At 63.2% G+C, this 21,459-nt stretch carries 1 protein-coding gene; it reads right to left on the minus strand.

The features are described 5' to 3' along the window. Positions 1–32 precede the first annotated feature (32 nt). Positions 33–21,314, minus strand: a complete 21,282-nt coding sequence (locus tag NLM15_RS27680; protein ID WP_254120653.1) for a DUF5801 repeats-in-toxin domain-containing protein — start codon at positions 21,312–21,314, stop codon at positions 33–35. Positions 21,315–21,459 lie beyond the last annotated feature (145 nt).

The raw sequence follows: 21,459 nt of genomic DNA on the forward strand, positions 1-21,459 counted from the left end.
GACGCCTTTCTTTGTGGAGGTTCGTCAGCCCACTACGCTGCGTGCACCATCGCGGCCGCCTGCTGCTGGGCCTGGTTCTCGAGATGGACCAGGACCTGGTTCGCCGAGCCGCCCGTATCGAGATGGAAATCGGACGCCGCATGCTCGCCGGTGAAGGCGATATTCGCGGTCGTCTTTCCATCCGTTACCGTCAGAACACCACCATTGCCCTGCGCGTTTTCGTTGTAGCTCATGGTCGTGCTGCCACCGAGGAAGCCCTCGAGATCCAGCGTGTCGTTGCCGTCGAACCCGGACAGAATCCCGTGGAAATCCGAGGGATTGTCGAGCACGAGCGTTCCGGACGCGGCGGCGTCGAACTTGATCTCGCCGCTGAACGCGCCGGCCAGTTCGAGCAGGCCGTGGCCCGAGATCAGGGCCGAGCCGCCACCGTTGACATCGCCCGACACGGAGAGATCGCCGTCGTTGGCCCACAGCAGGCCTTCGTTGTCGATCGTCCCGTGAATGATCAGGCCGCCTGATCCGGCAGCCTCGAGCGTGCCGGAGTTGGTGATGACGTTCGTCCCCGTGTCGATCACCAGCGCGTTCACGCCGGTCGCCACGATCGTGCCTTCGTTGACGAGCGTGAGCTGACCGTCGCCGATCTCGCCCGCACCCATGATGGTGTTGTCCACGTTGGTGAGCGTGACATCACCCTGGCTGCCGACGATGAGGTTCTCCGAATTGTCGGACAACACGATCGTTCCGCCGCCCTGGAGCGTCGCACCATGCTGGATGATCTCGAGTTCGGTGGTCGAACCGGCCGAGCCGAGCTCGATCCTGCCCGAATTGTCGACGATGCCGCTCAGCGGCAACATCGCGCCGTCGCCCAGGACCATATCGCCGGTATTGTGGATCACCGGCGTCTCATTGAAGGCGAAATCGTCGCCGGTCAGCGTCTTCGCGTCGACGCCGACCAGAGTGATCGTCTGGCCGTCGCCAAGCGTGAGGACGGCATTGCCGGCCGCATCGGTCGAAAGATGCGCCTGAACGTCGGCAAAGCTCGAGAAGCCGTCGAAGCCGATCAGGTCGATCTTGTCATGCGCAACGTCGAACTTGTGCACGACATCGGTACCGATACGGTTGGCGAAGACCAGCGTATCGTCGCCGCTCGACGCAGTCAGCGTGTCGTCGCCGGACCAGGCGAAGATCGGCGCGCCCTTGGCATAGGCCTCGACGTTGTCGAGGACATAGGCCGTGCCGACGCTGCCGTCCGCGTTGGTCCAGCTCTCCATGACGTTGAACACCAGCGCGCCGGTGAAACCATCGGGCGAGGTCACCGACAGGCTGCTGACGTCGTTGGACAGGACAGACCACGTACCGTCGGCATTACGTGTGCCGTCGTTCAGGGTCCAGCCCTCCAGCACGCCGGAGATGGTCAGCGAGACCGGGCCGACATGCGAGGCGGCGACGGTGCTGGCGAGAGCAAGGTTGATCGCCTCGCCGGAGGTGCCGGCGGGGGCGACAGCTTTCAGCGATGCGGTGGCCGTATTGCCGGCCAGGTCGGTCGCCGTTGCTGTGACCGTGTTCCCCGAATTGAAGTTGTTGCTTGAGATACTCCAATTGCCGCTCGGGAAAGACGTGTCGTTCCCTAGCGAGGTACTGTTTCTGGTCACCTCTACAGAGACGGCGCCACTTCCGGAGTCACTGACCGTGCCCGCGATGACATCCGAGGTGGAGTTGGCCGTCGTGATGGCCACTGTCGGCGCCGTATGATCAATTCGCACCAAAAGGCCGCTGCTGGCCACACTCACATTACCGGCCGCGTCAGTCGCCGTTGCCGTGATGGTGTGCTGTCCATCGGGCAACGTGCTGGTGGTGATCGAGTAGCTTCCGCCGCTCGCGGTACCCGACCCGACGGCGACACCGTCAGAATAGATCGTCACGGTGGTGCCGGTCGTCGCCGAGCCGGTGAAGGTCGGAGTTTGGTCGCTGGTGATATTGTCGGAGTTCGACGCTCCGGTATCACTGGCCGTTGTCATGTTGGGCGCTGAAGGCGCGTTGGGCGCCACATTGTCCAGCGCGATCGTCTTGCTGGCCTGGGTCGCCTGATTGCCCACGGCGTCGGACACGTCCGCCTTTACCGTGATGCTGCCATTGTTGAGGCCACTGATATTGGCCCCGGTCGCGGTCCATGCGTTGTTGTTGACCGTAGCGGTCGTGGTCACGGCGGTGTGCACGCCGTCGGACAATGTCACCGTAACCGTCCGGCCGTTTTCAACGCTCGTCGTGGTGCCCGAAATCACCACCGAGCCGTCTTCGGCGGCATTGACGATGTTGTCACCGGCAATCGTCGATGCGATCGAGATCGTCGCCACGTTGTCCAGCGTAATGGTCTTGCTGGCCTGCGTAGCCGCATTCCCGGCGACGTCTGAGACGTCGGCGCGCACGGTGACGTTGCCATTGGTGAAACCGCTGATATCGGCTCCGGACGTCGACCAGGCACCGTTGGACACGGTCGCCGTCTTCGTCACGCTATGCGAGCCGTCGAACAGCGTCACCGTCACGGTCCGCCCATCCTCCGCACCCGTCGTGGTGCCGGAGATCACGAGCGAGCCATCCTCGGCTGCATTGACGACATTGTCTCCCGCGAGCGTCGTCGCGATTGCGATCGTGGGTGCGGTACCGTCGACCGTCACGCTATGCGAGGTCGTATTGCCGACATTTCCGGCAACGTCGATGACACGAACCTGGTAGATGAACGTGCCGTCGGCATGGGTGGCCGGATCCGAGTAGCTCCAGGAACCGAACGAGGCGCTGGCGTTATTCCAGGTCTGCCCGCCGTCTGTGCTCACCTGGATGACGTTGCTGCCAAGGCTCCCGCCGTACGTGCCGTTCAGCGTCAGCGTGCGGTCGCTGGTGATGAAGTCCGACGAGCTTGCACCGGTATCGTTCTGGATGCCGGAGATCGCCACGGTCGTGCTTGGCGCCGTGAGGTCGATATCGACCTCTTCGCTGTCCTGATGGGAACTGGAACTGACGTTCCCCGCGGTGTCGACGACCCGCGCGTAGTAGGTGAAGTCCGTCGTGTGTGTGGCCGGATCGGCATAGGTCCAGTGGGTCGCATCCACCTGGGTCGCATCGACCCAGTTGGTGCCATCACTGCTGACCTGCACCCTGTCTCCCGCGGCAAGCGCATCGTTGGTGCCCGAGACCGTCAGTTGGGTGTCATTGGTGACGAAGTCCGTCGACGAAACACCCGTGTCCTGCGAGATCGACTTGATGCTGACGTCTTCCGTCGGCCGAACCGTATCCACCGTGACATTGACCGTCGCGCTGCCGGTGTTGCCGGCCAGATCGACCTCGGTCGCCTTGTAGGTGTAAGTCCCGTCGTTGATGGAGCTGTCGCCGTCCGCGATGGTCCAGTGGCCCGTGCCGTCTACGGTCGCGGAACCGACGACAGTGCTTCCCCGGGTGAGCGTGACGGTGCCCCCGGCTTCGCCGGTGCCGTTGAACGTCAGCTTGTTGTCGTCATTGGTGATGTAGTCGCTCGACGAGAGACCGGTGTCGTTGACCATGTTGGTGAAGGTCACCACCGGCGCCGTCGTATCGACCGTGATGTCGAGCGGCGAGGACGACGGGCTCACATTGCCGGAGCCGTCGGTCTCGAAGCCGCGAACGTGATGAACACCTTCCGCCAGCGCGACGTCGACGCTGAACGTGCCGCCGCTGACATTGGCGGAGCCCAGCGTGGCTTCGCCGGAGTCCTGGCTGCCGTTGTTGTTGGCGTCGTCGTACAGCGTCACCGTGGTCCCGTTCTCCGCCACGCCCGAGATCGTGAGGCCGGTGGTGTGATTGGTGACGTTGTCGCTGTTGGTTCCGCTGTCATCCGCCGAGGCCAGATCGAGCCCGGTCGGCGCATGCGGCGCATTCTTGATGATGATCGACAGATCCGCGCCGGACTGATCTCCGTCACGATCCACGAGCGTGTAGTGGAAGGTCTCGGTCTGGTTGGCGCTGACTGACGCGGACGTCGAGTAGGAATACGCGCCGGTCGAGAAGTTGAACGTCAGCGTGCCGAGAGACGTCGTTGCCGTCAGGACGGCACCTGACGTTGTGTGTCCCTGCCCGTCATTGAAGTTCGTCCCGTCGAACGTGTAGGTCGTGCTGCCGACCTTGATCGACAGAATCCCCGCGCCGGTGCCGTGGCCGTCCGCGCCGAACGTGTCGTTCGTCAGCACGTTACCGGACGTGGTGTGAACGGACGCCGGGATCGTGTTGAGCAGTCCGTTGGCGTTGCTGCCGATGCCGATATTGTTGCCCGAGCTCGGGTACGCGATCGGCGCGATGTCGGAGTCGCCGCTGCTCGAGGAAACGTTGACGCCGTAGACCACGCTGATGTGATTGGTCGCCAGGAACGAATCCCACGCGGCCTGTTCGGTGCCGTTGATGCCGACGCTGCCCGACGGCTCGTTCGGCTGACCATCGGACAGGAAGTACGCGATGGTCTGGCCAGCGTCCGGCGTCGTGTGGGTGTTGATGTAGGTTTGCGTGGTGCTCAGGGCGAGATCGTAGTTCGTGTCGCCGCCGGCGCTGAGCTGATTGATGTAGGTGATCGCGTCCGAAACGCTCATCCAGCCCGACGCGTGGGCGGAGTCGCTGAAATCGACCACCAGGACCTGACCGCCGTTGATGCCGGCATTCAGGAGATTGACCGCAGCCTGCTTCTCGCGCGCGAGAGCGGTGCCGTCCGTGCTGCCCGACGTGTCGATCATGAACACGACGTTGGTCGCCGAAGCCTCGGCTACGTTCGCCGTCTCGCCTTGCGCCGTCGGAACATCGTCCTTGATGTTGATCGAAACTGTCGAGGTCGACGTATTTCCGAGCGCATCCGTCACCGTAAAGGTGAACACATCCGCGCCATTGACGGTGTCCGTGCTGTTATCGGCAGCCGGGCTTTCCGTGACGGGCTTCGTCAGCGTGTAGGCGTAGTGGCCCGCGGAGTCGATCTCGAGCACGCCATAGGTGCCCTGAACCAGGGTCCCGACATGGCCGCTGACATCGGCACCGCTGTTGCCGGCGGCAACGCCGGTGACCGTGGCACCATCCGCATCGGTGATCGACAGCGTTCCCGTCGCCGTCTCCGCACCCGACGTCGGATGCGAGCCGGTGTAAGTGCTCGACGCGAGATCGCCGGTGTCCTTCGTGGTGTCGAGCGCGGACTCATCGACCGTCGCGACCGCAGCTGCGATCGTGGGCTGACCGTTCGCGACATCAATGGTCAACGTCGCCGTCGACTTGTCGCCGTCACCATCGGTGATGGTGTACGTGAAGTGATCGGTGCCCGCGGTGTTGGTGTTGGCATGATAGCTGTACGAGCCGTCGGTTCCGACCGTCAGCGCGCCGTAGGAGCCGGTGATGGAGCCGCTCGATGCGCCGGTCCAGGCGATCGACGCTATGCCGTCGGCACCGCCGACGTCGTTGCTCTCGACGTTGCCGGAAACGATTGCGCCGGATTCGAGCGATTTGGCATCGCTGTTCGCGGTCGGAACGTCATCCTTGATGTTGATGGTAACCGTCGAAGTTGACGTGTTTCCGAGCGCATCCGTCACCGTAAAGGTGAACACATCCGCGCCATTGACGGTGTCCGTGCTGTTATCGGCAGCCGGGCTTTCCGTGACGGGCTTCGTCAGCGTGTAGGTGTAGTGGCCCGCGGAGTCGATCTCGAGCACGCCATAGGTGCCCTGAACCAGGGTCCCGACATGGCCGCTGACATCGGCACCGCTGTTGCCGGCGGCAACGCCGGTGACAGTGGCGCCATCCGCATCGGTGATCGACAGCGTTCCCGTCGCCGTCTCCGCACCCGACATCGGATGCGAGCCGGTGAAAGCGCTCAACGCGAGATCGCCGGTGTCCTTCGTGGTGTCGAGCGCGGCCTCGTCGACCGTCGCGACTGCAGCGCTGATCGTGGGTTGGCCGTTCGTGACATTGATCGTCAGCGTCGCTGTCGACGTATCGCCGTCGCCATCGGTGATCGTATAACTGAACTGGTCGGAGCCGGTCGGAGCGTTCGGATTGGCATGATAGCTGTAGGAACCATCCGTGCCGACCGTCAGCACGCCATGCGCGCCCGCCACCGTGTGGTTGGCCGACACATTGCTCCAGGCGATCGACGCGATGCCATCGGCGCCGCCGACGTCGTTGCTCTCGACGTTGCCGGAAACAATCGCAGCCGACTGGGCCGAATTGCTGTCCGCATACGCAGCCGGGAGGTCGTCGTTGATCGTCAGCGTCAGCGTACCCGTGACCGTGTCACCGCTGGCGTCCTTCACCGTGACGGTGACCTGTCCGCTATCGGTGTCCGCGCCGATGTCATGGTGATACGCGGCGGTCTGCTTGAACGTGTAGTCGCCCGTGGTCTCGTTGATGGTCAGCGCCCACGACGCGGTCGTGATCGTCGTCACGCCGGCCGCAGATGTCTGCGAGACGGCAGATCCCAGCCCGCCGTCATAGACCGCGGTGAACTTCGGCGAACCCGCTCCGTCCTGGCCGTAGTCGATGTGCAGGGAGCCGGTCACAGACTGGGCAACGAACGCATGCAACGTCGGACCAGTGGCGTGATCGTTGCCGTCGGCATCGTTCAGCGCTGCGGAGTCGGTCGACATGATCGACGGAAGGTTGTTGACGCCGATGTTGGCGTTGATGTGGATCGTGCCAGTCGCAACGTCTCCGTCGGCGTCGCTGCCGGTCAGCGTGAACTCGAACGGGGCAACCTGGCCGCTCTGCGTCAGCTGTGTTCCTCCAACACTCACGATCCTGCCGTGGATACTGTTCGGACCACTGGCCGAGATTTCGAGCGTGTCGAAATGCAGGATATCCGTCGTATTCGGATCGCCGTCGGTTGAAGCATTATTGCCGAGGATGTCGACCGTCAGCGTACCGTCAGCGTTCAACGTCGCTGTGCCGGTTTCGTATTGGTGCGTTGCGCTGTCGATCGCCTTCCAGACGAGGGTCAGACTCCCGCTGCCGTTCAGATTGATGCCGACGTTCGCAACCGTCATCGGGTTGTCGAACGTCACTGTCAGGTGCTCGCCGCCCTCGAGTCCATTGCTGGCGACGCCGACGCCGTTGGCCGAACCGTTGACGTCCTGATCCGACGAGAACGTGAACAGACCAAAATCCTTCACCGGGGTGGGACCAAACGCCCCCAGCGTGCTCACCGGGGCGAGCGGCGTTGTCGACGTCGGAAGGTTGTCGATCTCGAAGCTGTAGGTACCGTTCGGATTGACCGTGAGGACGTAGTAGGTCAGCCCGGTGCCGCTGAACGTGCCGGTGACGGTCGTGACGCCATTGCTGTCAGTGGACGTCGAGACATTGACGCCGCTGATGGTCGGCGCCGTCACGGAGATGTGCCCCGGCTCGTCGGCACCGACGTGGAAATCGAACGTTCCGGTCGTGGCCGTATGGAGCTGCGTCACCGAGCCCGTGCTGATCGTCCCGAAATAGGGCTCGTCGTCGCGGATCGTGACCGAGAAATTCGCGGAGCTCAGCGAGGTCACGTCACCATCGCCGTCGACCGCATTGATCAGTCCACCGAGGCTGACCGAGATCGTATCCTCGAACTCCTTCTCCACCGGCTGCGTGCTGGGATCATCATGCTTCGGATGATCGAGCTGGTCGTTGAGAGCAAAGGTCCACGATCCATCGTCGTTGACGGTGAGCGAGAAGATGTCGCGACCATCCTGGCTTTGCGCCGTGACGGTGTTGCCGGAAACCGTGGCGTGGTCGACCGCCTTGCCCTGGGACGTCAGATGCAGGCCGTTGATCCAGGCCGACGCGGTGGTCTGGTCGACGAGCTGGAACGGATGCGCGCCCGCACCGTCCGCACCGAAATTGACCAGTGCCTTCAGCGAACCGGCATCTCCCGAGACGGTCGCATGTTCGGTGCCGGCGGTTTCACCGGTCCGGCCGGCATCGGCGTTTCCGGTGGACAGATTCGGTGAGGCCAGGCCGTCCTCGTCGACCTCTCCCGTCACGCTGCCAGATGCAATCAGGACCGGGACGTCGTCCACGATGCTGACCGAGAGTGTAGCGGTCTGGGACTGGCCGTCGACATCCGTGACCTTGACGGTGAAATCGTCATGGCCGGACACGACCGCGCCGTCGTTGGCGGACGGATTCGTGGTGACGTTCGTGGTCAGCGTGTAGCTGTAGCCGATCGAGGTCGAGCTGAAGCTCGTGATCGTCAGCGTGCCGTACTGGCCGTCGATCGTATGACCGACGAAGCCCGCATCGATGACGTGGCCGGCAACGGTCACAACCGACGGCGTATCGCCGAGCGAGATTGCGATCGTGCCCGTCTGCTTCTCGCTCTGGTTGCTGTCGTTGTTCGGGTTGCCGTCGGCAGCTTCGGCCGAACCGGCCGGCAGGCCGCCATGCGGCGGAAGGCCAGCCTCGTTCACCGTGATCGAGGACGCCGACACCGTCGGCAGCTTGTCCGTCGGTGAATCGATCTTGATGATGAGCTCACCGGTGCCGAGCGTGACGCTGTCGCCGTCATAGTCGGTGAACTTCACCAGATTCGCGAAGTCGATCTGCTTCTCCAGGCCGCCATCGACCGGCTTGAACAGATCGAACGTGGCCTTGCCCGTTGCCGGGTCGACCGTCAGCGTGAAGATGGTCGCGCCACCGGCAACGCCGGTGATCGTGTGACCATCGGACGTCATCGTGATCTGGGTGCCGTTGTAGCTCAGCGTACCCACGTTCTGCGGCGTCGAGAACGAGGCCAGCGACCAGGTGCCGGGCTGATCCGGACCGACGTCGACCAGCGATGTCAGGTCGACGATGGACTGGGTGTAGTTGGTGGCGGGCGTAGTGGTGGTGTGAACGCCGAGGTCGTCGAGGATCACACGTCCCGCAAATCCGGAGGCCGGATCGACCTCGAGGCTCGTCAGTTGCAGGCCCGCAAACGCCGTGAAGAGAGTATCGGGCGTCAGCGTGTTGTGCAGCGACACCTGGGCAGTGTGCTGCACGCCGTTTGCGTCGATCCCGATGACCGTTGCGGTCGTCGTGCCCGAGCCCCAAAGGCTGAGCTTGACGCTATCCACCGTGAAGGTGGTGCCGGCATCGGCCGTCAGCTTGAACGGCGAGGCGCCGACGCCTCCGGGCGCATCCGGTCCGAACAGGACATGTTGTCCGCTGACATCCGCAACGTAGCTTCCTGTCACGTGCAGATGCGAGGTGCCGAGGTTCGGTGCCTGGTTCACCGTATCGCTGGTGAACGAGAAATTGAAGCCGGTCGTGGTCGGGACCGGAATGTTGGCCTCGTACACCGTGCCGGACGCGGTCTGGCCCGTAAGCACCGGAACGTCGTCATTGACGACGACCGTGAACGTACCCGGCGCCGCATCGCCGTCGGAATCCGTCGCGACGAAGTTGAAGCTGAGAACGATGTTGTTCTCGTTGTTGCCGCTCGCATGGTCGAGGCGATCGAGCAGGATGAAGCGGTAGGAGCCCGTGCCTTCGTCCGACAGCGAAACCTCGAACACCGCGCGTGCGTTCTCGCCGGTGCCTGCGATGCCCGTGAGAACGGTGTGGTCTGCGTTGTAGGACAGCGTGATCGTCTGGCCGTCCGAGGTCAGCGAACCCGACGTCAGGGTGCCGCTGAAGCTGGCGAGCGCGCCGTCGGCAAAGGTGACGCTGCGATTGCCGGCACCGCCGGGATGATCCTGAACGAATGCGCCCATGGCGCCGGTCGTATCGACGCCGGCGTCCGCATTGTCGGCGCCCCACTTGATGCTGAGGAGACCGGTTGCGGTGGCTTCGCTATGGTCGCCATCGGCATCGGGAACGGCAATGTCGCCCGCCGACGCGGTCGGCATATCGTGATGGCCCTTCGTCAGGCCGTCCTCGTCGACGACGGTCGCAGCGATGAGGCTGACATTGTCGATCAGCGCGCCGAGCTGGTTGGCCTGCCCCGTGCCCTGGAATGCAAGCGTGTCTGCCCCGGTGCCCTCAACGAACACCGTGATCTGCTGCCACTGGCCTTCGGTCATGCCGTCCGAGTTGATCGTCTTCACGATCTGCCCGTTCCACAGCACGTTCAGGCCGCCGCTGTCGTTGCCGCCCTCGCCGATGCGCGGGGCGTACCAGAAGGTCAGCTCATAGGTCTGACCATCGGTGGTGCCGTTCACGACCTGCTGGATCGTCGCGTTGAGCTGGCCGGAATCATTGAAATGCTGGGTCGTATCTCCGGGAACGGTGCCGCTGGTGAGGTCGGCATCGAGCTCGACGAGCGCGTTTCCGTGCTGCGCCGGAGTACCGCCGACGCCGCCGACCTGGATCTCGAAAGGAACGTCGCCAGCCGGCCCCTCGTCGCCGATGTCCGCAGTGGTCCAGCCGGGGATCGAATGGAAGATCGACCATCCGCTGGTTCCGAGTTCAGGGTGCCCTTCCTCGAAGCTGCCGTTGACGATCAGGTTCGTCTGCGGTGTGACGGCCGGGCCGTCGTCGCGGAACTGGATCAGGCTCCCGATGTCGGCGGACGCGGCCACCGTGTCGTGATCGCCATCAGTGAGCGAATAAGTGACCTTGAGGACACCGCTCGCGATGGTCTGCGGTGAGGCCGCCTCGTCCGCGTCGCTGTGGTTCGGATGCTGGATCGCCGTGTATTCAGCGATGCTGAGCTGGCTCGTAGCCGCATCGATCGCGATCGCGAACGCAACCTTGCCGGCCGCGTTATCCTCGTGGCCGACCACCAGATTGCCTTCCTGATACAGGAAGATCTTGTGGCCATCGGTAGCGGTCAGGCCGGAATCGGTCCCGCTCGTGACCGACAGACCGAAGGCAGAACCGTTGGCGCCATCGGCGCCATAGGTCGAGCCCGTGGTCGAGAACAGCGCCGCGCCGCTCTGCGCGAACTGGATGATCGGCGAGCTGGAGACACCGGTGAACAGCGCCTGCAAGGCCGGGGTCGACGCCACGTCGTTCGTCCCGCTGTCCTCGCCAGCGGTTTCGTCGACGATCAAAACCGGCGTTGTGGGCGCGGTCACGACCGGTTGCGGCACGTCGTCGGTCACGTTGACCGTCAGCGAGGTCTGGACGCTGTCGCCATCGCTGTCCGTCGCAATGACGTTGAAGTTCAGCTGAGCGACATCGGTGCCGGAGCCCTGATGGTCGATGTTCTGGTACTGAACATAGCTGTAGTAGCCGTGACCCTGCTCGTAGAGCGTGATCGAGAACACCACGTTGGATTGAACGTCGGGGTCCGTGCCATGCTTGTAGGCAATGATCTGCTCGTTGTCGGGCGAGTCGCCGGGGAAGCGGACGACATAGTCGAGCTGCACGCCGTCGGACTTGAGCTGCGGACCGATCACATGGCCTTGGGAATCCTTGGCAAAGGCAAGATGCTTCGCATCGCCGTTGTCGGCGCCCCAGTTGATGTGGAAGAAGCCGGTCGCGGCCTGCGCCTCGCCGGCGAAGCCGCCGCCCGGAAGCGCAACCGGATTTGGATTGCGATCGTCGAGCAGGTTGGCTTCGTTCACATTGACGGTATCGCCCGCGGCGGTCACGACCGGCACGTCGTCGTCGATGCCGACCATGAAGCTACCGGTGGCTGAATCGCCGTCGGAGTCGGTCGCAGTGAAGTGGAAGGTCAGGTCGATATCGTTCTCGGAGCCGTTCGGCGCGTGGTCCAGCCGACCGAGCAGGCTGAATTTGAACGCACCTGTGCCGTCGTCGGACAGCGACACCACAAAGACCTTGTGGTTGAGGTCGCCGACATAGCCGATCAGCGTGGTCCCCATGTCCGCAAGCATGTACTTGACGACCTGGCCATTCGACATCAGGTCGGGGCCCGCAATGCCGCTGGCACCGACCGTGGCGTCAGTGAAGGTCAGGTAGCGGCCGGTGAGCGCGGATCCGTTGTTGTCCTGCGCGAACGAACCATCGGCGTGAGTGCCGTCGTTCGACGGATCGTAATTGTCGGCACCCCAGTTGATGCCGAGCGCGCCGGTAACCGAGGTCGCGATTCCAGCAGTATCGCCTTGCGACGGAGTCGGCAGGTCGTGGTTGCCGGCCGAGAGGCCGTCTTCGTCGACGACATAGGTCGCGACCAGCTTGACGTTGGCGAGGTAAGTGCCCTGGTAACCTTCGTCCTGGAGATTGTGGCCCTGCGAGTCATAGCCCAACGGAGCATTGCCGGTGCCAATTTCACGGAAGGTCAGGGTATCGCCGGCCGTTCCGTTCGCCGTGACGATGAAGTTGTAGGACGTCATCGGTCCGGTCGGATCGATCGTGCCGATCACCTGGCCGTCCCAGATCACCTCGAGCTTGGCCGTCTCCGGGAACGGCGCGCCGGCTTCGAACTGGATCGCGTAGGTCTGGCCGGGCGCGAGCGCACCAGGCTGGAAGTCCTGGGTGATCTGCATGTTGCCCGGCGAGCTGCCGAGATCGACCATGTAACCGCCGGTCGAGCTGTGCAGGCCATAGAGACCGTCAGGCGCCCTTTCGAGATCGACCGTCCCAGGATTGATCGGCGACGGAGCGAGAGCCCAGCCCGTCACGTTGTAGGAGACCGAACCCCACCAATCCGGTGCAGACCAGACACCTTGCGAGAAGTCGCCGTTGACGATCTGGTTCAGAGGAGCCGCGGCCACCGTCGGACCATCGTCCAGGAAACGGATTTGGCCGCCGATGCCGACCGAGGCGACCGAGGTGTCGCCGTCACCATCTGTCACCGTCACGCTCGCCTGGATGGCGTTGGTGGCGATCGAGAGCGGGCTCGACGCTTCGTTCGGATCGAGCGGGTTGTTGTGATGGAGCGCCGTATACTCGGCGACCGTCAGCACGCCGGTCGCGCTGTCGATCGAGATTGCAAAGGCGACCTTGCCGCTTGAGTCAGCCGAGCCATCCGCCATGCCTTCGCGGCCGACGATGAGGTTGCCTTCCTTGTACAGGAACACACTACGCCCGTCGGTCGCATCGAGACCTGAATCGACTCCGCTGGTGGAGACGTTCAGCGCGAACACCGGGGCAGCCCCCTGCCCGTCTGCGCCGTAGCCCGTCGCAGCCGCGGAAACGACGGCCACGCCGCTCCGTGCGATCTCAATCGGCGTCCCCGGAAGCGAGCTGAACAGTCCGGTATAGTCGGACAGATGCGCGACATCGTTGGTGCCGGCGTCCTGCCCGGCCGTTTCGTCGATCGTCACGCTGGTCTCGGTCACGACCAAAGCCGCGGTCGGACCGTCATCGTCGAAGCGGATGTTGGCGGAAATATCGACGGTCTTTGACGCCGTGTCGTTGTCGCCGTCCTTGATGGTCACCGTGACGGAGAGCGTGCCGGTGCCGAGGAACACGCCCTCGTCGTTGCTGTGCGTATTCGGCTGATGCAGCGAGACGAATTGCGCGACCGACAGCTTGCCCGTCGCCGGATCAATCGTGAACGCGAAGGCGGCGGGATCGTTACCATCGACGCTGCCATTGGCCGCGTCGTAACGGCCGACGACATAGCCGACGCCGTTATAGGTTTCGTTGAACAGGTAGATCTCGTGCCCGTCCGTGGTCTGCAGGCCCGAGTCGGTATGATTGACGGCAGTGCTCAGCGCGAAAAGCATCGCGTTGGTGGCCGCCTTGCCGTCGACGCCGTAATCCGCGGTGACGCTGACCGCCGCCGTCGTCCCCTGCGCGTACTGCGCCGCCATGTCCGGATCGGTGCCCTGGAGGGCGACCGCGGCGAACAGCGGAGACAGGGTTGCCGAGCTGACTTCGTTCGAATCCGCCTGGATGTTGGCAGTCTCGTCGATGACAAGGGTGCCGACCGAGACGTTGGCAAGATAGGTGCCCTGATTGTCCGGCGCGCCGGTCTCGCGGAATTCGAGAACATTGTCATGGTTCGGGCCGGACCCGGCCACCACCTGGATCGTGTATTCCTGCATCTGGCCGGTGGGCGAGATGTCGGCAATCTTGACGCCGCCAAACCACACTTCGAGATGGGCCGAATTGGGGTACGGCGCGCCCGCCTCGAACCTCAGGTCGTAGGTCTGCCCCGTCGTCAGCCCGTTGACGACCTGGCTGATCTTGACGTCGTGCGGAGACGCATCGAGGTCGACCATGTAGCTGCCGGTCGACGAATGCATGCCCTGGTAGCCGTCACCGACGCGCTCGAGCTGAACGGTGCCGCCGCCGGGATTGGCGACCAGATCGCCACCGGAATGGCCGCTGTTGGTATCCGAAATGGTCCAGCCGCCGTTGGTGCCGGTCGCGGTCCCGCTTCCCAGTCCCCATTCGTTGTTGTTGAGATTGAACGTACCGAAGTCGAGGCCGTTGATGGCGGCCGGCGCTGTCACAGTCAGGGTCGGACCATCATCCTCGATGACGAGGAACGACGAGCTCTGGCTGGCAATCGTGACGGTTTTCGAGTCCGTTGCGGTATCGCCATCGCCGTCGGTCGCCGACACCGTCAGGGTGACGCCCAGGCTCGCATCGCGATCGTCGAAGGTCAGCGACGCCGGCTCGTCGCTCGAAGCCGTGTTGCTGTGCTTGATCGGCAGATACTGCTCGACCGTGATCTGCGGATCGGCCGAGCTCGACAGCACGATATGCAGCGCGATCGCTCCGTTCGGATTGTCACCGACGCGGCCGATGATCGAGCCGTCGGCCTGCTTGAACAGGTAGATCGTGCGCTGGGCGTCGGTCAGGCCGGCCAGCGAGGTACCGGTCAATGCGGTCACGACCAAATTGGTCTCGACGCCATGCGACGTCGGCCCGTTCACCGTCTGGCCGTTATCGTCCTTCAATGTGAAGCTATAAGTGAAGGTGGCATTCGCCTTGGCGCCATCGGCGCCGAAGCTGACCTGGGGATCGAACAGCTCTTTCACCGAGGTGCCGTCGCTCGACGCCGGCGTCGACAGGATGCCGATCGCCAGTGCGGGATTGAGCGTGGACGTCACGGTCGGGCCCGCGACACCGCTGACATTGTCGGCGGCCGCGTTGGTATCACCGGCGAGCACGTGGATGGACTCGTCCATCTTCACGGCGTCCAGCGTGATATTCTGATGCTGGTTATTCTGGGCCTGATCGACTTCGACCGTGGGCGTATCGTCGTTGACCTTCACGGTCAGCGAGCCGGTGTCCTTGTCGCCGTCGCCGTCGGTCACGGTGAATCCGATCTTCACCGAGATGTTTTCTTCCGTCGTGCTGTTGGTCGGATGGACCAGCGGCTCGCTGACCTTGAAGGTGTAGGAGCCGTCGGCGGCGACGTCGAGCGTGAAGACGACGTTGCCCGAGGAGTGACCCGTCGCAGTCAGGATCGTGTGGCCGTTGCTCGTCGTCGTCGAATAGTCGAGCGTCTCCTGTCCGGCCAGGCCGCTCTGCAGCTTGTAGATCGCCTTGATGTCCGAGGGTGCCGCAAAGCTGATGGTCTTGATGCCGTCCGCACCCGGCGCAAACAGCGAGCCGGCTCCGCCCGTGGTCGAGTTGACGCTCGGCGCGACGTCGCCGTCGCCGCCGAAGTTCACCGGCGTGAACAGTGACTGCGCTTCGTCGTCCAGGACCTTCTGGGAGGTGACATCGTACGCATTCGGAATGTCGTCGACGATGGTCACCTTCAGCTGGCCGGTCATGGCAATGGTGTCGCCATCACCGTCCGTCGCCACCAGCACCGAACCGAAATCGATGCTGGAAATGCTGCCATTGCCCGACTTCAGCGCGGTGTTGGCACCATTGTCGGTGACATGGTCGAGGCTGTCGTAGAGCTTGAACGCATAGCTTCCCGTCCCGGCATTGACCTGCAGCGTGAAGACGGTGTGACCGTTGGCGCTGGCGGTCAGCGTGTCGCCGTTGACCTGATAGGTCAGCGCCGTGCCGTGCGAGGTGAGGTTCAGATTGCCAAGCGTCGTCGCATAGCTCGCCGCGAACGTGAAGGCATTCGCTCCCGGCCCGTCCGCACCGAAGTTCACGTGACCCGCGAGGGTGCCGAAGACGTCGGCCGGACCCGGGCTCTCGTTGTCGGGGCTGTTGGTCCAGGAGCCGTCGCCGTTGCCGTCGTTCGGGCTGGTGCCGTGCGCATACGACGTGTCGATGTCGTTCTCGGCGACCTTCTCGCTGATGGCCGTTCCCGCGATGCTCGGACCGTCATCCTGGAACTGGATCTGGCCGGAGATGTCGACGGATTTGGTCGCCGTGTCACCATCACCATCCGTGACGGTCACGCTGGCGAGTACATTCTTCAGTCCAGTGGCAGCTTCGTCATAGCTGGGGCCACCGGTCGGATTCTGCAGCGAGACGTACTGCGCGATGCTGACCTTACCGTCCTGCGAAATCGCAATGGCAAACGCCGCGGGATCGCTGCTGGTGATGTTTCCACCGTTCGCGTCATAGCGGCCGACGATCAGGCCATTGCTGTCCATGAACAGATGGATCTCGCGGCCATCGGTAGTCTTCAGGCCGGAATCCGCTCCGTTACCCCCATTGATGGCGAGCGCCAGCACCTGCGAATTGGTGAGGGCCTTGCCGTCGGTGCCGTAATCGGCCGTGACGGAGACCAGCGACGACGTGCTGACCGCAAAGCCGATCGCACCATGGTCCTTTGATCCGGACGGAACGTCGTTGTCGACGCCCTTGTTGGAGATGGCGTCGAACTTGGCGAGCACGCCGGTCGGCAGCCCGCTGCTGCTCACGTCGTTCGCGGCGTTCGGATCCGGCGAGGTCTGCACGCCCGGCGTCTCGTCCTCGACGACCTTTGCAGAGGTAGTGGCCAGCGTCACCGTCGGGCCGTCATCCTCTATCTTGATCAGGGAGCCGTCGGAGCCGACCAGCGTGACGGTTTTCGAGTCCGAGGCGACATCGCCGTCGCCGTCGGTCGCGGTGACGGTCAAGGTGACGCCAAGGCTGGCGTCGCGATCCGCGAATGTCAGGGAGGCGGCCTCGTCGCTCGACGCGGTGTTGCTGTGCTCGATCGGCAGGTACTGCTCGATCGAGATCTGCGGGGGCGTGCCGGTGATGACGACGTGCACGGCAACGTAATCGCTGACATTGCCGCCACCGCCGATGCCGATCTTGCCGACGATCGAACCGTCGGCTTCCTTGAACAGGTAGATCGTGCGCTGCGCATCCGTGAGGTTCGCCAGAGCCGTTCCGGCGAGCGCGGTCACGACGAGGTTGGTTTCCACGCCGGTCGAGGAGCCGTTCGAAACCGTGTTGCCGTGATCGTCCTTCAACGTGAGGCTGTAGGTCGATGTCGGATTGGACTTGGCACCGTCGGCGCCGAAGCTGACGTCGGTGGTGAACAAGTCGGCCACGGAGGTCCCGCCGGACGTCGGCGTCTTTACGATGCCGATCGCCTTGGTGGCATCGGCGAGTGTCAGCAGCGAGGGAGCGGTGACCCCGGCACGATCGTCGCTGGTCGCGTTCGAGTCGCCGGCGGTGGTGCCGATCGACTCGTCGAGCGTCAGCGTCGCCAGCGTGATATTCTGATGCTGGTTATTCTGGGCCTGATCGACTTCGACCGTGGGCGTGTCGTCGTTGACCTTCACGGTCAGCGAGCCCGTGTCCTTGTCGCCGTCACCGTCGGTCACGGTGAAGCCGATCTTCACCGAGATGTTTTCTTCCGTCGTGCTGTTGGTCGGATGGACCAGCGGCTCGCTGACCTTGAAGGTGTAGGAGCCGTCGGCGGCGACGTCGAGCGTGAAGACGACGTTGCCCGAGGAGTGACCCGTCGCGGTCAGGATCGTGTGGCCGTTGCTCGTCGTGGTCGTATAGTCGAGCGTCTCCTGCCCGGCCAAGCCGCTCTGCAGCTTGTAGATGGCCTTAATATCCGAAGGCGTCGTAAAGCTGATGGTCTTGACGTCATCGGCACCCGGAGCAAACAGCGAGCCAGCTCCGCCCGAGGTCGAGTTGACGCTCGGAGAAACGTCGCCATTGCCGCCAAAGTTCACCGGCGTGAACAGCGATTGCGCTTCGTCGTCCAGGATCTTCTGGGCGGTGACATCGTGCGCGTGCGGGACGTCGTCGACAATAGTCACTTTCAGCTGGCCGGTCATGCCGACCGTATCGCCGTCGCCGTCCGTCGCCACCAGCACCGAACCGAAGTCGATGCTGGAAATGCTGCTGTTACCCGACTTCAGATCGGAATTGGTGCCATTGTCAGTGACGTGGTCAAGGCTATCGTAGAGCTTGAACGCATAGGTCCCCGTCGCGGCATTGACCTGCAGCGTGAAGATTGTGTGACCGTTGGCGCTGGCGGTCAGCGTGTCGCCGTTGACCTGATAGGTCAGCGCCGTTCCGTGCGACGTGAGGTTCAGATTGCTCAGCGTCGTCGCATAGCTGCTCGCGAAGGTGAAGGCGTTCGCCCCCGGCCCGTCGGCACCGAAGTTCACATGACCCGCGAGCGTACCGAAGACGTCGGCCGGACCCGGGCTCTCGTTGTCGGGACTGTTGGTCCAGGAGCCGTCGGCGTTGCCGTCGTTCGGGCTGGTGCCCAACGCATATTGTGTGTCGATGTCATTCTCGGCGACCTTCTCATTGATCGCCTTGCCTGTGATGCTCGGGCCATCATCCAGGAACTGGATCTTGCCGGAGATATCGACACGATCGCTGGCGGTATCGCCATCGGCATCCGTTACCGTCAGTTGAATGGATACGCTGCCCGTCGCGAGCGAGATCGCCTCGTTGTAGCTGTTGTAGCTATTGGCGGCCGTCGCGTGGTCCGGCTGATTGAGCGAGACATACTGAGCGACCGAGACCTCGCCGGTGGCCGGATCGATCGTGATCGCAAAAGCAGCCGGATCGCTTCCGTTGACAACCGTATTGCCGTCATTTGGTGCGTCATAGCGGCCGACGATGACACCGTTCTCGAGGAACAGGTAAATCTCGCGGCCCGAAGTCGTCTGGAGGCCCGAATCGACGCCGCTCTTGGCCAGCGTCAGTTCATACAGTTTCGACTGGATACCATCGGCGCCATCTGCGCCGAAATTGATGCTGGCGGAAACAAGGCCCGAATTCACGGCATAGCCGATCGCGCCATGGTCCTTCTGACCCGACGAAAAGTCGGGATCGCTGCCCTTGTTTGCAACGCCGTCGAACGCCGTCTGCGCCGCGGTCGAGAGGCCGGTGAATTGGACTTCGTCGGTGCCGGCCTGCTGACCGGCCGTTTCGTCGATCGTGACGGATCCTTCGCTGGCTGACAGGGTCAGCGAAGGACTGTCGTCGTGAATGACGATCGTCGAGCTGATGTCGATGCTGGCGCTGTCTGAATCGCCGTCATTGTCCGTGATCGTCGCGGTCAGCGTGATCGGGACGCCCGTCAGCTGGATCGACTCGTTGCTGTCGACATTCGCTTGAGGAATGAGCTCGTGAACCGAGCGCTCCAGCGTCAGCTTGACTTCGCCGGACGTGGAATCCACTTCGAGCTTGAAAACTTCGGGGCCCGAAGCCGCAGCGGTGGCGTCCGTTCCCTCGCGGGCCGAGATGACACCGTTCACGCTGAACAGGAACACCTTGTTCCCGGTGAGGGAATCCACAAGACCCGTGTCGACACCACCGGCTGCAACGGACAGCGCATAAGTGACGGTGGCGCCGTCAGCACCGGCGGCGTGCGTGAATGAGCCGCTGAAGTCCTGGGTGGCCGTGGTCGGGAACGACGCCGTCTGCGCGCCGTCCGGCAGCGCGCTTTCGTCGACTTCGAGGGAACCAAGGACAGGGAGCTGCGGACCCTCTTCGCCACCCTCGCCCTGCACTACGGCGATGGTCGGGCTATCGTCATGAATGATGATCGTCGTGCCGATATCGATGCTGGCGCTGTCCGTATCGCCGTCATTGTCCGTGATCGTCGCGGTCAGCGTGATCGGGACACCCGAGAGCTGGATCGGCTCGTCGCTCGGGACATTCGCTTCAGGCGCAAGCTCGTGCACCGAGCGCTCAAGCGTCATCGTCACCTGGCCGGACGACGAATCCACCTCGAGCGTGAAAACGACCGCACCATTGGCGTCAGGCGTGGTGCCCTCCCCGCCAACGCGCGCGACGATCGTGCCGTTCTCGTTGAACAGGAACACCCCGTGCCCGGTCAGGGAATCGATCAGGTGCGTATCGACGCCGCCGGCTGTAACGGACAGCGCGAAGGTGATGGTGGCGCCATCGGCGCCATCGACATGCGTGAAGGCGCCGCTGAAGTTCTGCTTGGCGACGGTCGAGAACGATGCCGGCTGCGTGCCGTCCGGCAGCGCGCTCTCGTCGACTTCGAGGGGACCGAGGAACGGGAGCCGCGGCCCCTCTTCTCCGCCCTCGCCCTGCGCCACGTCGATGCTCGGGCTGTCGTCGTTGATTGTGATGTGCGGACCAAGGTCGAAGGTTCCGCTCGTTGAGTTGCCGCTGACGTCGACCGCCGTCGCCGTTACGGAGACGAGACCTGCATCGAGATGAATGCTCTCATTGTTGTCGTGCGGATCGTTCTCGTGAACGCCGCGCAGGTCTGTCATCGTGATGAGACCGTTGCCGTTCACCGTCAGCGTGAAGACCGTGACCTGCTGCCCATCGATCGTGACGACTCCGTCGACTTCGCCGGTCCCGTTCTGGACCAGGACAACGGGTTTGCCGCTGAGCGAGTCGATCAAATTGGTATTCGGATTGTCGACCTTCAGTACATAGGTCAGCGACTGCAGGCCGATCTGCGAGTTCACCGTGAAGACGGCCTGGAGGGCCTGGGTGCTGATGCTGGACCCGGCCGGGCCGGTCGTCGAACCGGCCGAATTCGTGGCGTTGAGCGGAATGAAGCTTTCGTCGACCACAAGTTCGATCGAACCGGTCACGCTGACTGTAGGAGCCGTGACCGCGAGGAACTGCGGATCGCCGGTCTGGAAGGTTCCAAGTTCTTCCTGTCCGAGCAGATCGAGCGGATCGCCGGCGCTCAACGCGTCGACGGTGCTGCTCGTAAAGTTGGCGCCGCTCCCTTGCGCGTTGCCGTTGCCGTCACCGGCAGCGGGCAGCACCGACTGATCGGTTGTAATGGGGAAGAGACTCGCGAATTCCTGCAGGTTGACGTCGCGTCCAGGCGCGAGCTCGATCGACAGGAGTTGCTGGCCGTCGTGCCGGGAGTCGAAGACTGGATCGACGGTGATCGTCGACTTGTTGTCAAAGAGAATGATCAGCTTCTCGCCGACATGGACGAGCGTGATCTTCTCATTGGCAATTGCCGAGAAATCGAGCTTGACCTTCTGATCATATCCGAGGTTTAGCACCACGGCTTGATCGGTCAGCGGCTTCGTTAGTGAGAAGGTTCGAACAGGGGTTGAATTGGTCGCAACAGCCGTACCGGTGGCTTGCGCCACCTGGAATTGAGCATTCATGAATTGCCCCTGCCAAAGACTTGCACTGGAAAAAACAGAAAGTAAGCCGAAAAACTTAGGCATTAAGCTATTGTTAACCGCACGATGGGTCAACAAAATCAACTAGTTAACAAGCAGTTTTCGGCCGAGCGTGGTAAATAGATCA

Origin of the sequence: Bradyrhizobium sp. CCGB20, assembly GCF_024199855.1 — a bacterium.
Taxonomy (GTDB): domain Bacteria; phylum Pseudomonadota; class Alphaproteobacteria; order Rhizobiales; family Xanthobacteraceae; genus Bradyrhizobium.

Bases quoted from the DNA above. Each gene is read 5' to 3' on its own strand.
- NLM15_RS27680 (WP_254120653.1), bottom strand. From the start codon at position 21,314: ATGAATGCTCAATTCCAGGTGGCGCAAGCCACCGGTACGGCTGTTGCG.